The organism is Lihuaxuella thermophila, assembly GCF_900110165.1.
GTDB classification, from domain to species: Bacteria; Bacillota; Bacilli; order Thermoactinomycetales; family Thermoactinomycetaceae; genus Lihuaxuella; species Lihuaxuella thermophila.
The window spans coordinates 239,044-253,761 of record NZ_FOCQ01000003.1; the positions used below are offsets into that span (position 1 = coordinate 239,044).

General features: G+C 51.5%; 14 protein-coding genes and 1 riboswitch. Of the genes, 8 read left to right on the top strand and 6 right to left on the bottom strand.

What is annotated here, in order from left to right; genetic code table 11:
• The first annotated feature begins 245 nt into the window (after positions 1-245).
• Both BMW55_RS04690 and BMW55_RS04695 read left to right on the top strand, forming a co-directional pair.
• The gene (locus tag BMW55_RS04690; protein ID WP_089965822.1) at positions 246-425 is read left to right on the top strand and encodes a hypothetical protein; all 180 of its coding nucleotides are present in this window, start codon (positions 246-248) and stop codon (positions 423-425) included.
• A 58-nt stretch (positions 426-483) separates the two neighbouring features.
• On the top strand, positions 484-837 hold the full coding sequence (locus BMW55_RS04695; RefSeq protein WP_170839740.1) for a L,D-transpeptidase: 354 nt from the start codon (positions 484-486) through the stop codon (positions 835-837).
• Between the two features lie 43 nt (positions 838-880).
• On the opposite strand, the gene BMW55_RS04700 is transcribed toward BMW55_RS04695, so the two are convergent.
• Complete coding sequence (locus tag BMW55_RS04700) at positions 881-1,267, bottom strand: hypothetical protein (RefSeq protein WP_089965824.1); 387 nt, start codon at positions 1,265-1,267, stop codon at positions 881-883.
• Positions 1,268-1,269: 2 nt separating this feature from the next.
• A complete protein-coding gene (locus BMW55_RS04705; RefSeq protein ID WP_089965826.1) occupies positions 1,270-2,301 on the bottom strand; it encodes a hypothetical protein in 1,032 nt (343 codons plus the stop codon).
• A 162-nt stretch (positions 2,302-2,463) separates the two neighbouring features.
• Between BMW55_RS04705 and BMW55_RS04710 the strand changes: the two genes are divergently transcribed.
• Positions 2,464-2,643 (top strand): hypothetical protein, encoded by a 180-nt coding sequence (locus BMW55_RS04710; RefSeq protein WP_089965827.1) that lies wholly within the window; start codon positions 2,464-2,466, stop codon positions 2,641-2,643.
• A 61-nt stretch (positions 2,644-2,704) separates the two neighbouring features.
• Here BMW55_RS04710 and BMW55_RS04715 read toward each other — a convergent pair whose 3' ends face one another.
• Complete coding sequence (locus BMW55_RS04715; protein WP_089965829.1) at positions 2,705-3,664, bottom strand: 4-hydroxy-3-methylbut-2-enyl diphosphate reductase; 960 nt, start codon at positions 3,662-3,664, stop codon at positions 2,705-2,707.
• Positions 3,665-3,822: 158 nt separating this feature from the next.
• A complete protein-coding gene (locus BMW55_RS18950) occupies positions 3,823-4,047 on the bottom strand; it encodes a hypothetical protein (protein ID WP_139179436.1) in 225 nt (74 codons plus the stop codon).
• Between the two features lie 844 nt (positions 4,048-4,891).
• Between BMW55_RS18950 and BMW55_RS04720 the strand changes: the two genes are divergently transcribed.
• From BMW55_RS04720 to BMW55_RS04740, 5 genes are all read left to right on the top strand, one after another.
• Entirely contained in the window at positions 4,892-5,575 is a 684-nt protein-coding gene (locus BMW55_RS04720) for a response regulator transcription factor (protein ID WP_089965830.1), read from the top strand.
• Complete coding sequence (locus BMW55_RS04725) at positions 5,565-6,785, top strand: sensor histidine kinase (protein ID WP_089965833.1); 1,221 nt, start codon at positions 5,565-5,567, stop codon at positions 6,783-6,785. The genes BMW55_RS04720 and BMW55_RS04725 overlap by 11 nt, the downstream gene beginning before the upstream one ends.
• Positions 6,786-6,901: 116 nt before the next feature.
• Positions 6,902-7,126 carry a hypothetical protein gene (locus BMW55_RS04730; protein WP_089965835.1) on the top strand — a complete coding sequence of 75 codons (225 nt, stop codon included), beginning with the start codon at positions 6,902-6,904 and terminating at the stop codon, positions 7,124-7,126.
• Positions 7,127-7,270: 144 nt separating this feature from the next.
• Entirely contained in the window at positions 7,271-8,071 is an 801-nt protein-coding gene (locus tag BMW55_RS04735; RefSeq protein WP_089965837.1) for an ABC transporter ATP-binding protein, read from the top strand.
• A gap of 149 nt (positions 8,072-8,220) precedes the next feature.
• Positions 8,221-8,484, top strand: coding sequence for a hypothetical protein (locus BMW55_RS04740; protein WP_139179437.1), 264 nt, complete (start codon positions 8,221-8,223; stop codon positions 8,482-8,484).
• Between the two features lie 464 nt (positions 8,485-8,948).
• Here the strand turns inward: BMW55_RS04740 and BMW55_RS04750 are convergent, their stop codons facing one another.
• Both BMW55_RS04750 and metH read right to left on the bottom strand, forming a co-directional pair.
• Positions 8,949-10,811 (bottom strand): bifunctional homocysteine S-methyltransferase/methylenetetrahydrofolate reductase, encoded by a 1,863-nt coding sequence (locus tag BMW55_RS04750; RefSeq protein WP_089965843.1) that lies wholly within the window; start codon positions 10,809-10,811, stop codon positions 8,949-8,951.
• 12 nt (positions 10,812-10,823) lie between these two features.
• Positions 10,824-14,273: a methionine synthase gene (gene metH / locus BMW55_RS04755; protein WP_089965845.1), complete on the bottom strand. Its 3,450-nt coding sequence runs from the start codon at positions 14,271-14,273 to the stop codon at positions 10,824-10,826.
• A gap of 90 nt (positions 14,274-14,363) precedes the next feature.
• Positions 14,364-14,473: riboswitch (SAM riboswitch) on the bottom strand.
• Positions 14,474-14,718: the final 245 nt, after the last annotated feature.

Genomic DNA, 14,718 nt, shown 5'->3' on the forward strand with positions numbered 1-14,718 from the left:
TATCCCCTGCTGATCCGCCATTTACCCTTGTATTTATGTCCAATTTCTCACAGAAGATGGCAATCTTTTTATTTCATGTTTCTGTTGGGATTCAGGTATCAACTATTAAATAAACGAATATTTTTATGTGTAACTTTTGTTTTTCCTGGGAAAGATATTAGATAAAGTTTGCCTATACTCAATTTGGAAATCTAAGAATTTTTTGCGACTACCCTACCATTATTGAACAAACAGGGGGATCGGTCATGTATTTATCACCCAGAGAGCGGGGTATTGTGATTCGCGCGTTGACCAAGGTTTTGGAAACAGAACCTCCATATGCCAGAGCAGATGAGTATAAAAAATTGTTGGAACGCCTGAAAGCCGAGCAGGAAAAAATCGATGGTCCCGAACTGACCGAACGTTTTCATATCGACGATTATTGATCCGGATGCGTGACCATTCACTCCTTTTCTTCGTACATTGAAGAAAGGAGTGATTTTTATGTATGTCATCCGGATTCGGCTCTCCCAATTCCGCCTGTACCTGTACCACGGAACCAGGCTGATCAAATCCTATCCGATCGCCATCGGAAGAGTTGCCACCCGGACGCCGGTGGGGGACTACAGGATCATCAACAAAGTCCCATATCCCTACTCCTATCCGGGAGGACCGCTCAGCCCGTTTGGAACTCTTTGGATGGGACTGTCCCGACCGCATTATGGCATTCATGGAACCAACAACCCGGCTTCCATCGGAAGAATGGTGTCCAGAGGCTGCATCCGCATGCATAACCGCGATGTTGAAGATTTGGCCCGCTATGTAGGAATCGGTACACCTGTGTACATTCGGCCGTAATACATTCAAACGGTGATCGCCTGGTCGGCGGTCACCGTTTCTGTTACCATCCTGCCTTGGGATGCCTCTTTAATTCCACATTTCGTAAAAGCAACAAGGGAGAGCTGGGATGGATGTTTTCCAGACTCTCCGACGTGATGAGGATGGAAAAAGTTTGATACGCCCGTTCATCCGTCAGCAGCATTCCGGCGTGCTCCCGCGGAAAGGCGATCGCCTTCTCGACCCGATTGCTTAATCGAAAGCAAAACAAATAAGCGTCTTCGGCCCGATCATACATCCATACGTACTGATGCCCCTCCGAAGGCTTGGTGACCACATCTTTCCATTCGGGGATGGATAACAGGAGCACCGGGTTGGTATCCAGTTCTGCCCATCCTCCATCTTCGGGAATGGAAGCTTCTCTGATTTGAGGTATATACCGTTTCGACATATTTATCCGTCCTTTTCTTCTTTTCCTCGGATCTGACGCTGTACCAGCCGATGCAATAGCGGCGCAATGCAGGTCAGATCCCATTTGGCAATCTCCTTCTCCTCCACGGCTTCCCGATCTCCGATGATCAGTGTAGGGACCGGATTCGCCGTGTGGGTCTGCACCCGCAAATCTTCGCTGTTTCCATGGTCGCTGACAAGCACAATCGTATCATGGGGCCCTTTTTTCCTGACCAGTTCCCCCAGAAAGCGGTCATAGGTTTCGATCACCCAGGAAACCAGTTCCGGCTCCTGCTTATGCCCGGCGCGGTCGCTCAGGAAAAACTCGTGCACCACCAGGTGATAATCACGGGCGATCCCCCACAAATCGCGGGCCGCTTGTTCGGGAACGATTTCTTCCAGTTCTGGCATGTACCGTTTCAAGGTGCGGCGGGTGAGGTCATGATAGACGGCACGCCCCGCCAACAAGTCGGATAAATCCCTGAGCGGCTCATCCGCTGACTGAACCGTTGCGGTCGTGACCGAAATCCAGCCCCTGCGGGTGGCCGGCCGGGCAAAATACTCCTTGGTATAACTGTTGGCAAACGTCGCCCTCCACCCTTTTCTTCGAAACTGCCGATAAATATTATCCTGTTCCACCCACTCCCGTAAGCGGCGAAACGGCAGACCGCTCATATGGCAGCCCATCGCGGCAGGAGCATTTCTGCCCGTAAAGATGGCTGCCTGTCCGGTGGCGCTCTGCGGAATCCCCCTCACACCCAGGGTGGCGTCCGTTTTTATTAGCAGTACGTCCGCTCCGTAAGCTCCCACCGCCCGTTCACATAAGGAGTTTCCACCCAACAGATCGCTCAGGTGCGGCGTAGGATGTGTCACCCACGGATTATAGGAAGCTTGATCACCCAAGCCCACTCCGTCAATAAAAAGCAGAACTACAGCGATGGTGTCCACCTCCAGGACGGATCCTGATTCAAACCTGCCGCGAACGGGTCCTTTTCCGGGATTACCCGTTCCCTTTTCATCATAACAAATATTCAACCCGCCTGCCGGAAGATCGGGATTTAAAAGGCGCTGGTAAGCATGCCCCTGGTGCAGGATGTCGTGCGAACGAATTGGTTTATGATGAAGAAGGAAATTTTTTTTAAATCATGGTTAACTTTCATTTTTTTGAACCATACTACAGCTAGGAGGTGTTTTCTGGTGTATTACGTAATCAGAGATTCGGAAAAATTGCCGCCATCCATTATCCATGAGGATAACTATTTTGCCTGGTATAACCCGATGAAAAAAGATCATCGCATAGAGTTTCGCGGCACCATGAATCAATGCTACGATTTTATGGCTTCCCGTTATCCGCAAAACAAAAGCACGCTCATCTGACCGAAGTTGACAGAATAATAACAATAGGTTCGAGATAACAAAACCGGGAGAGCTCTCCCGGTTACCCTTTTGTCTGCACTTTTTTCTCCCGGACAGGGGGGAGGATTTTTTTCATATCCACGGTTCGTTCCTTATTCCAGGTGGATGGGTCGTTCTCGTCAAACTGTTCAAGGAAACGAATCACTTCCCGGGTGATGGGAGTCGGAGTGGACGCTCCCGATGTAACCCCCACTTTTTTCTTCCCTTTCAACCATTCAATATCGATTTCCGTCACATCGGAGACACGGTACGCTTTGACGCCGGCAATTTCTTCGGCTACTTGGGCCAGTCGATTCGAGTTGTTGCTGCGCGGGTCACCGACCACGATCACCAGATCCGTTTCCTTGGCCTGTTCAGCGACCGCTTCTTGGCGTTCCTGGGTCGCCAGGCAAATCTCATTGTGAATCTCCACGGTGGGGAATTTTTCTCTCACTTTGTTCATCAGATGCGCCGTATCCCACTGGCTCATGGTCGTTTGGTTGGTGACCAGCAGACGGTCCGTATCAAAGTGCAGTTTTTCGATATCCTCTTCTTTTTCCACCAAGTGAACATGTCCGGGGGCAACCCCCATGGCCCCCTCGGGTTCCGGGTGCCCCTGTTTTCCGATATAAATCACTTCGTACCCTTCGGCTACTTTTTCCCGGATCAGATCATGCGTGCGCGTCACATCGGGACAGGTCGCATCCACAATGGTTAGCCCCTTTTCCCTTGCACGGCGGCGTACTTCCGGGGATACCCCGTGCGCAGTGAAAATCACTGTCCCTTGATCGATTTTGTCAAGCAGCTCCATACGGTTGGTTCCGTCGAGCGTAATAATGCCTTCATCCGTAAATGCTTCCACGACGTGTTTATTGTGAACGATCATTCCCAGAATATAGATCGGTCGCGGCAAGTCCAGGTTTTTGGCTGCCTGTCTGGCGAGAACCATCGCATCCACAACTCCGTAACAATAGCCGCGCGGAGTAATTTTCAAAACTTCCATGATTAGTCCCTCCCGACGCCATCGCAGGTTCGAAGGCGTAGTCGTTCCTATTATATCTTATTATGACCCATCCACCAAGTAAGCTCCGAATCCACTGCTCACAAAGATAGGCTGGTACACTTGGTACATGTGTCACAGAAACAACATAGGATACACTGTCAAAAAACGAAAAAGGGTGTGAAGATTGTGGAGAAAAAACCCATGCCACCTGTGCAGCCTCTGCCGCCTGTGCAGCCTCTGCCACCTGTGCAGCCTGCACCAGTCAGACCAGCACCTAAGCCAAAGCGGCCGGTGGCGCCGTACCCTCCTGTCAAACGGCCCAGGCCGCCGATGGAAGCTCCTGTGATGCCTGTGATGCCGCCGATGGAACATATGATGCCCATGCACTATCATCTGCCCTGCGATCCCCATATGTTGCGCCACCTGTATCACCACATGAAAATGTGCCATAAATATGAAAAGAAAATGCTCAAGTGGTATATGAAATATTGCAGAAATCCGCATCATCACAGACCTTATTACGACTCCTGCCATCACATGCCTTATGATTCCTGCCATCAAAGACCGTACGACTCTTGCCATCACAGATATCCCAGCTCTGCCCGCAGATACTGGGAATCCTCATCGCGTGAATCCTCTTCGGGTCGCAGACACTGGGAAAGTTGCGGAGACTGATCTGCCTGAAAAAGACCCTCCTGCCATTCAGGAGGGTCTCACATTTCAAAAACTAAAAAACCCCGCATTTCAGCGAGGCATCACAGGAGGTTTTCATTCTTTCGAGCTTTTCATTCTTTCACGGATATAAAGAGTGGCTAAAACAAACGAAATAATCATAAAAAAGATCAAAAGTGCCGAGGAGTCCAGTAAATTTTCATTCATTTTCGAATATTACCCTCCCGTAATTAATCCTTTGCCCAAATAAATATATACTACATAATTGATAGCTTGTACAGGTGAAGAAAGTCACGAAATCATTCAACTTTTTTCATTTCGGGCCTGTTATCAGCCATAATCTCGGTGAATGGTGATTTTCAGTTTCCGCACCCGCTTTTTACCACTCTCTTTTCTGTGAAAATTTTATGGTTTCTCCCTTTTCATCTCCTCCTTGCTGAATAGAATTGGTATGATGAATAATATGATAACTTTTCTTTCGACTCCTCACACTTCATACATTCTTCTGCCATTCTGCTACCCGAGTATCAGTAACGGATCGCGAGGGGATTTAACATGAAGGTCCTCTTAATTGAAGATGACCAACCTCTGCTTGAATCGATTCAGCGCATCTTGCAGGAAGAATTCCAAGTGGATACGGCATCTGCAGGAGATGAAGGTCTTTTTTTGGCCGAACAAAACATTTACGACCTGATCATTTTGGATATCATGCTGCCGGTCATGAGCGGACTGGAAGTGTTGAGACAAATCCGGCGACAAAACATCGACGTGCCCGTGCTGATGCTGACCGCCAAAGACAGCGTGGAAGATAAAGTGCGCGGATTGGATGAAGGAGCGGATGACTATTTGGTCAAGCCGTTTGCCGTTCCGGAACTGTTGGCCCGGGTGCGTGCGCTGTTGCGGCGAAAAGGAGCGCTTGGACGCGAAGGAACATTGACTTACGGCCCCATCTCCCTGAATCCCAAACAGCAAACAGCGGTGATCCAGGGATCTCCCCTCGAATTGACCGCCAAAGAATTCGCGCTGCTTGAGTATTTGGTGCAAAATGCCGGCCATATCTTAACCCGTGAACAATTGTTTGACCGGGTATGGGGATTTGATTGCGACACCACTCTTTCGGTGGTTGAGCTGTATATCCACTATCTGCGTAAAAAGCTGTCCCCCTTTCATCTGCAAAAAATCATCCGCACCGTTCGCGGCGTCGGATATATGCTAAAGGAAGACTGTGATGTTTCGTAAAACACTGCTTCGCCTCACTTTGCAAAATGCAATCGTTTTTCTTCTCGTTGTCAGCCTGCTGGGCGCCTGGCTGTACTGGTTCATGGAGAATCAACAGTTTAAGAAAATTGATCAAACCCTGATTCTTCGCGCTGAAGAGATGAAAGCGGAAATGTTGGGCGAACCTTTCTTTATTTTTCCCGACCCCGACCCTTTGGTGGAAGTCATCGTCTGGGATGTTAAACAAAAGGAAATCCGAAAAATCGGCCAAACTCCTATTAACATTTACAACATCTCTCAATTGTACCCTGAACAAGTGGATGGAAAAGTCCACAACCTGCGCATCGGAAGCCTTCAGTTCCGTTCCATCGCCGTATCCGTGCTCACATCACAAGATGAGGAATTGATCGTACAGGTCATTCGCAACACCAATGCCGAGCTTCAATTGCTGGGTGAACTCCGAAAAAATATTGTCATCGGGTGTTGTGTTGCCATCCTGATCGCTGCCGGCGTGGGATATTATCTGGCAAGGCGCTCCCTGGTCCCGATTCAGCAAGCTTGGCAGGCTCAACAACAATTTGTCGCCGACGCCTCACATGAACTGCGCACTCCGCTGGCGGTGATCCAAACCCGGACCGAACTATTGCTCAGAAACCCCAAACAAACGATTGAAGAGAAGAGCCCGGATATCTCGACCATTTACCGTGAAACACGCCGGCTGAGCAAGCTGGTTTCCAGTCTGCTCACGTTGGCGCGGAGCGATTCCAACCAACTGGAGCTCAACAGAGACGTTTTTGATTTTGATCAATTGGTTCATGAAGTGGCGGATCATTTTAAGGAATTGGCCGAGTTGAATCAACACCAATTTCACGTGGATATCAGCGGTCCGCTCACTTTGAACGGCGACCGTGAACGCCTCCATCAATTGCTGGTGATCCTGCTGGACAATGCTTTCAAATACACTCCTCCCTCGGGAACCATTACCTTAACCTGCCGGAAAAAAGGGAACGAGATTTATCTGCAAGTGGCGGATACGGGAATGGGCATTTCCAAAGAGGATTTACCGCGGATTTTTGACCGATTTTTCCGTGGAGACCAGGCCCGGACAAGAAGTGATGGCGGGACCGGACTGGGTTTGAGCATAGCCAAGTGGATCGTCGAAAAGCACGGAGGCAAAATCTCGGTACAAAGCAAACCGGGGAAGGGCTCCACCTTTACCGTCCGCTTTTAATGGTTGTTGCGGCGGTGTTTTTTGTCAAAAGGAGGAATATTATCACATCTTATGTCGAACGGAAGGAATCCCGGCAGACCGATGTCCAATAACATAAACCAAAGGGGGGCGATGACATGGGCAATGCCGACCAACTGGCATACAGCTTCAAAGGAAGAAGGCTCGGATACAAGTACCGGGTTTTGCGCCAGCGGATTCGTCCCTTGACGGAACGGATCTCCAGCGATCAAAACTTCCAGCTTCCTTACCGGAAATTGAACAGATCCCTGCGTGCAAAAGTGTTTTTTTCAGCAAACTCCCTTGAAAGCAGCTTTGGATGCGAGCAGAATCGTTGCATTTAATTGATTGGATCGAACAAAGGGCTTTATTCTTTCTCAGTGTGAGAAGAAGGAATTAGCTTGTCTTAACCGGAATCCTTATAATATAGCGGAGACCTTCATGCATGGAAGGTCTGTTTTTATTTATAGCTGAAAAGGGGGATTGTGATGGTGATCGATCTACAAAACGTTTCGTTCCAGCGGGAAAAGAGAATGATTTTAAAAGATGTTACCTGGCGCGTGCAAGCGGGTGAACACTGGTGCCTGGCCGGTCTGAACGGCTCAGGCAAGACAACTCTGCTCAATTTGATCAATGGCTATATTTGGCCCACAACAGGAAGCATTTCTGTTCTCGGCAAGAAATTCGGCGAATGCGATCTGCGCGAATTGCGCAGGCAAATCGGCTGGGTAAGCACGTCATTGCAGGAACGATTGCATGGCCATGAACTCGCCGAAAGGATCGTGCTCAGCGGCAAATTTGCTTCCATCGGCCTCTATGAACAGCCGGATCAGACGGATGTGGGACAAGCCGCCGCTTTGCTGTCTTTTTTGGGGTGTGAAGAGCTCAGGAAAAGAACTTATGCGACATTATCCCAGGGCGAACGGCAAAAAGTGCTGATCGCAAGAGCTTTGATGGCTTCACCCCGGTTATTGATACTGGATGAACCGTGTACCGGCCTTGACCTCATCGCCAGAGAACAGGTATTAAGCATGATCCGTAAGATCACCGAGCAACCGGATGCCCCCACTCTGATTTATGTGACCCATCATATTGAGGAGATTTTGCCCTGTTTTACACATACACTGCTCCTGAAAAACGGTGAAGTATATACGACTGGCCGTACTCCGGAAGTTTTGACCACTGAACGTCTGAGCCACTTTTATGAAACACCTGTGGAAATACAGCAAAAAAGCGGCCGTTATTGGATCTCTTTGGGAGACTGCGCCAAAATCCCCATGATCAAGTGAGATTACCTGAAGCCGAACGCGGTGATGAGAGCGGGGATCATCCTTGGCACTTATAATGATCGGACATGATCGTTTGTCACAACTTGGATGAATACGCGGGTCTTGCAATTTTCGTATCAAACGATCATGATTACGGAGACAAACCGGGAATGAAAGTGGATCTGTTTGAAGCCGCTCCAAAATCTTTTTTTGCGACTCCGTTCCGATGCTTCGCCGCAAAAAAGATTTCTCCGCTGGTTCTGCTTAGGGAGATTGCGAAGAATACAGTCCTTGACAGCTGGCCACAACCCAGCGATGAGAGCCCGCTGCGGAATTTGCTTTCCGTCTCCGCTCCGATGCAGTGGCAGAGTCGCTCCGCCGGAAAACAAATTCCTCCGCTCACACGTGTCGATCTTGCACAGATAACAGTTTGACTAGTTGATACACCTGGAGACGAAACGCAAAATCGTGCAGGGGGGCTGTGATTGGACGAAGTGCCTTTGAGGCCGCTCCCAGCGGAGGACCTTAAGCGTGGGGAGAAAGCGGATCACCTGCTTGAGCGGCAGCGAGTTTTACCCGCGCCCGTAGTGAGAGGCCGGAGCGGCCGGTTTTTTTCATCCTTGCCGGCCTCAAGAGAACGGAGACCAACACGACCGACCGCCCCGGAAGCACAAACTCAGGAGCACTTTGACCACAAAGGACACACGCACTGGAAAACCCTTATGCCTAACGTCCACCACCATGGATGAAATGGTTGCAAATATCGTATAAAAAGCCGACCCTATTTGAGCCAGCTTTGCGACTGTAGACTGCCTTGTAAAACACTGCTTTTCTATTTGTCTCCAATGGCAGACTCACCGGAAACGGTTTCCGGAACCGTTCCATGCCGTTGTTCTCATTACGCCTCCACAGCGACGCGACGCCGGTCTTTCTGCCGGATATAGAGAGCCAGTTCTTCGGTCATCTTCCAGAAGGAAAACGGAGTAATCAGATAGATGCCCCGGAATTTTTCCATGGCCACATCCAGCAATTCCTTGGCAATCTCTACGCCTTCCCTTCTCCCCGCTTCCCGGTCCTCCTGAACGGCTTCCATCCGCTTCAGCACATGTTCCGGAATCTTAATCCCCGGCACTTCGTTATGCAGAAACAACGCATTGCGGTATCCGGTCAGCGGCATGATACCGATGAAAACAGGGATGCCCACATGTTTGGTCGCTTCGTAAACATTCAGGATTCCTTGTTCATCATACACAGGCTGGGTCATCACAAAGTCGGCTCCGGCTGCCACCTTTTTCTCCAGCCTTCGCACCGCTGCTTCCAGCTGCCTTACATGAGGGTTAAAGGCGGTTCCCACCACAAAGCGGGCTTTTTGTTTTAATCTTTTTCCGGAAAAGGAAATACCGTCATTCAACTGTTTCACCATGCGAATCAATTCAAAGGAAGTGACATCATAAATGGAGCTGGCTCCCGGCAAGTCGCCCATTCGGGTGGGGTCCCCGGTAATCACGAGAATTTGGTCGATTCCCAGCGCATGGAGCCCCATCAGATGGGATTGTTGGCCGAGCAAGTTGCGGTCACGGCAAGCCACATGCACCAGCGGGTCGATGCCGAATTGTGATTTCAAGATGGCTCCCAAAGCGAGATTGCTCATACGGGCGGTGGCCAGGGAGTTGTCCGCCATCGTGATCGTGTCGACACCGGCTTCCTGCAAGCGCTGGGCTCCGGTTAAAAAGCCGCTGATCTCCAAATCCTTCGGCGTATCGAATTCACAGATAATGGTGCGTTCATTTTTCACCTTTTCGACCACTGTCGGTCGGGTCCGGACAATCTCTACCGGTTCCGTGGTTACCGCTTCGATTCGGCAAAGTTCAGGATTCACTCGTTTGACAGGTTTTTTTCCGGAAAGAGCGGCCGCTACCCGGCGAATATGCTCCGGAGTCGTCCCGCAGCATCCCCCGAGAAGGCGAACCCCCTGCTCCACTAATAAGTCTGCCGTTTCCTCAAAATAGCCGGGGATCGATTTGTATTTCAGCTCCCCGTCACTCATTCCCAATCTGCCAGCGTTGGGGAAGGCGGACAGAATGAGGTTTTCCGGAACCACTGTCTTCTCCAGGCTTCGCAAAATCTCGACCGGGCCGAGCCGGCAATTGATCCCCACTCCGTCAGCGCCATGCTCCGCCAGCAAGCGGAAAGCTTCAGTTAAGGAATACGCATCCCGTGTGCGTCCCACTTCGATGGTGGACAACTGGGCAATGAGCGGAACCCGGGTCAACGGGCGGATGGCCTTCACAGCGATCAGGAGCTCTTTTACATCCAAAAAAGTTTCCAGAATGATGGCATCCACTCCTGCATGCAAGAGAGCCGTGGCTTGTTCTTCATACATATCCCGATACTCTTCTTCATCAAAAGCCGCAACCCGGCCGGCGCAGATCGAACCGATGGAGCCGGCCACATAAGCATCCTCCCCCACGGATTCGCGCGCCACCTTCACCGCTTCCCGGTTGATGCGGATCACTTTGCTCTCCAGTCCGTACCGGGCCAGCCGCTCCCGGTTGGCTCCGTAGGTATTGGTTTCAATCAGGCGGGCTCCCGCTTCGTAATACGCCCGGTGGACTTCAGCGATCAAGGAGGGACTCGTCAGTACTAACTCTTCGTTGCAATGGCCGATCGAGACTCCCTGTTGAAATAAATAAGTGGCCATCGCTCCGTCCCCCACGATCAGGGACTCTGCCAGATACTCTTTTAACGGTTTTTTGCTCAACTCGACTCCTCCTTACACCGCATTGAAATAACGCGCCTGGGGATGTGAAAATACCATGGCCGAAACAGAAGCTTCAGGCTCCATCATACATCCCTCGGTAAGATGGATGCCGATCGTTTCAGGCTGGATCAAACGGAACAGCTTTTTCTGATCTTCCAGATTCGGACAGGCCGGATAGCCGAACGATACGCGAATCCCCTGGTATCTGGCGCCAAACCGCTCTTTCATGGTCATCTCAGCCGGATCGGGGAAGCCCCAGCGGTCCCTCATCACATGGTGCAAGCGCTCGGCGAAAGCTTCGGCCAGCTCCAGCGCCACCGCCTGCAGCAGATGCGAATGGAGATAATCCCCGTCGTTTTTCCATTGCTCCGACAGTTCCCTCACACCAATCCCGGCCGTGACGGCGAGGAATCCGACATAATCCATGACCCCCGACTCCGCGGGACGCAGGTAGTCGGCCAGACAAAGATAGGGTGGCTTGGTCTGGCGCGGGAATGAAAAACGTTCCAGTATACGGCCGGGCTCCGCCGGATCGTAGACGAGAATGTCATTTCCGTCTGCCTGGGCAGGGAAAAACCGGTATACCCCCTGCGGACGGATCAGACGGTCCCGGATGGCACGCAGGATGAATTCATCCACCCTGTCCTTTAGCTCCACTGCCTTCGGATCCCCCTCTTCCAGCAACTTCTCCACATTCCCCCGGATGCCCAAATGCTTGCTCAGAAGCATCTGCTCATTCAGATAGGGAAGCAGATGGGTGACCGGATAATCGCGATACACGTGACGTTCAAAGTCAGGCGGCACATAAACGGGGGCTTCCCTGTCCACTGTGCTTCTCGCGGCCGAAACGGACACCGTCTCCGCCCGTTCTTTTTGCTCCGCCCGTTCCAGAGCTGCCAGCCGGCTGCGTCGAAGCTCTTCCACCAGCGCTTCTCTCTCTTCGGGGTTCATCAGCCGGTTGGCCAGTTCCAGGCCATTCATGGCATCTTTCGCGTACAGGACAGGACCGTCGTATTCGGGAGCGATCCTCGTTTCGGTGAACTTGCGCGAAAGGGCCGCTCCGCCCACCAGCAACGGAATGTCGATGTCGGCCGCTTTTAAATCCTGGGCCGTCACCACCATCTGTTGCGCCGACTTGACCAGGAGTCCGGACAGCCCGATCGCATCCGGCTTTTCCTTGCGCGCCGCCTCGATCAACTGCTCCGGCGGCACTTTAATCCCCAGATTGACCACCTCGTAGCCATTATTGGACAAAATAATTTCCACCAAGTTTTTGCCGATGTCGTGGACATCTCCTTTTACCGTGGCCAGAATGATTTTGCCTTTGGTGTTGGTTTCCGTTTTATCCATGTGTGGTTCAAGGAAAGCCACCGATGCTTTCATCACTTCCGCACTCTGCAATACTTCGGCGACAATCAGCTGGTTATCGTTGAACAACCGGCCCACTTCATCCATTCCCGCCATCAGTGGCCCATTGATAATGTCGAGCGGCGCATATTTTTTCAGCGCTTCCTCCAGATCCTCAAACAGCCCGTCTTTGCTTCCTTCCACGACATAACGGGCCAGTCTCTCCTCCAGGGACAGGTTGGTGACGGGAATTTTCTTTTCTACCTTTTTCTCCCGGTAAAAAGCGGTAAATTCAGCCAACACCGCTTCGTAATTTCCGTGGTCGGTTTCAAATAAAAGCTGCTGGGCCAAGCGTCTTTCTTCTTCCGGGATGGAGGCATACCGCTCCAGTTTCTCGGTGTTGACAATCGCATAATCCAGCCCCGCCTTGGTGCATTCATACATGTAAACGGCGTTCAACACTTCGCGTCCCGCACCCGGCAACCCGAACGAAACATTGGAGATACCCAGAATCGTCGAGCACTGGGGCAACGCTTCCTTGATCAGCCGGATGCCTTCCACTGTCTCGAGAGCGGAACCGATGTACTGCTCGTCCCCTGTTCCCACCGGAAAGACAAGCGGGTCAAAAATAATATCCTCCGGACGAACCCCGTATTTACGGACAAGCAGGTCATACGACCGCTTCGCCACTTCCAGCTTGCGCTCTCTGGATACCGCCATGCCCTTTTCATCGATCGTTCCGACCACAACCGCCGCCCCGTAACGGTGAAGGAGCGGGACCACCTCGGCGAAACGCTCTTCCCCGTCTTCCAGGTTGATCGAGTTGATCACTGCCTTTCCCTGCGAATAGGCAAGGGCACGATCCAGCACCCGGGGATCTGTCGAATCAATCATCAGGGGAACCTTCACTTTTTTGGTGACAAACTTCAAGAATTGCTCCATATCCGCCAGCTCATCGCGATCCGGATCGGCGAGGCAGATGTCGATAATCTGTGCTCCGCCTTTCACCTGTTTGCGGGCAATTTCAGAAGCTTCTTCATATTTCTCTTCTGCGATGAGCCGTTTAAACTTCCTGGACCCGATCACATTGGTCCGCTCTCCGACCAAAAGCGGGCGGTTTTCCGGCTCCAGATAAACGGGTTCGATCCCGGAGACCGCAGGAGGGTGCTGTTTCGCCGGCTGACGGGGTTGCTTTTCTTTCATCGCCTCGGCAATCGCCCGGATATGTTCCGGTGTCGTTCCACAGCAGCCGCCGGCCATGTTCAACCAACCGGCATCGGCAAAGTCGGCCAGTTTGCGGGCCAGAGCCTGCGGCGTTTCCAGGTAGTTGCCGTCTTCATCCGGAAGACCGGCATTGGGATAACAGCTTACCGCACAACCGGCCAAGCCTGACAGAGTCCGGATGTGATCCTTCATAAATTCCGGGCCGGTCGCGCAATTGAGGCCGACCGCAATCGGTTTGAGGTGTTCAACCGAGATATAAAAGGCTTCAATACCCTGACCGGCCAGCATCGTTCCCATCGGCTCGATCGTGCCGGAGATCATGATGGGAAGCTCTGTCCCGAGCTCTTCAAATGCCCGGCGAATCCCGATACTGCCTGCTTTCACATTGAGCGTGTCCTGGGACGTTTCCAGCAGGAGGAGGTCGACTCCCCCCCGGATCAACGCTTTCGCCTGGAGGTAGTAAGAATCGATCAGTTCCTCAAACGTAACTCCGCCGGTGACGGATAACGTTTTCGTCGTCGGTCCCATCGCCCCGGCAACATAGCGCGGCCAGTCCGGGGTCGACCATTTGTCGCGCATTTCCACGGCACAGCGCGCCGCCGCCAGGTTGATCTCCTCCGTCCGGTGCTGAAGATTGTATTCCGCCAGCACAACGGAAGTCGCTCCAAACGTATTGGTTTCCACAATATCGGCTCCCGCTTCAAAGTAGGCGTCGTGAATCCGGCGGATCAGATCGGGACGGGTGATATTCAAAAATTCATTGCATCCGTCATACGCTTCCCCGCCGAAGTCCTCCGCCGTGAGGTTGGCCTGCTGCAACATGGTCCCCATCGCGCCGTCCAAAATGAGAATCTTTTCTTTTAACCGCTCTGCCACCGTCTTTTTCTTCATTGTCTTCATCCTTTTTTATCAAAAAATAATATTGAAAAACGCCTTTTCCACTCTGAGAGCAGAAAAGGCGTCTACATTCATTCTCGACCTCTCTCATCTCTCAGAGAAAACTTCTCTGCAGGAATTGGCACCTCATTGGAATTCCTCCAACCGGTTGCCGGGCTTCATCGGGCCAGTCCCTCCGCCACTCTGGATAAGAGAATATATATTTAATACAATATACAAACAATTCGCGGATATGTCAACTGTAGATATCTCTATTTTATTTTGTCTCCATCACGTCTGTCCAGCTTTTTTCTACATCGCCGTATAAACCGGATCGTTTTCTTTGCCGGCCGGATCACTCCATCCACCCGGGATGCGCACGAACGGCCCGCCAACACCGGTCGGAACTTCGCTGGAAACTTTTCACCCCTGTCGGAGGGGTTAAACGGGCTCCGTACCT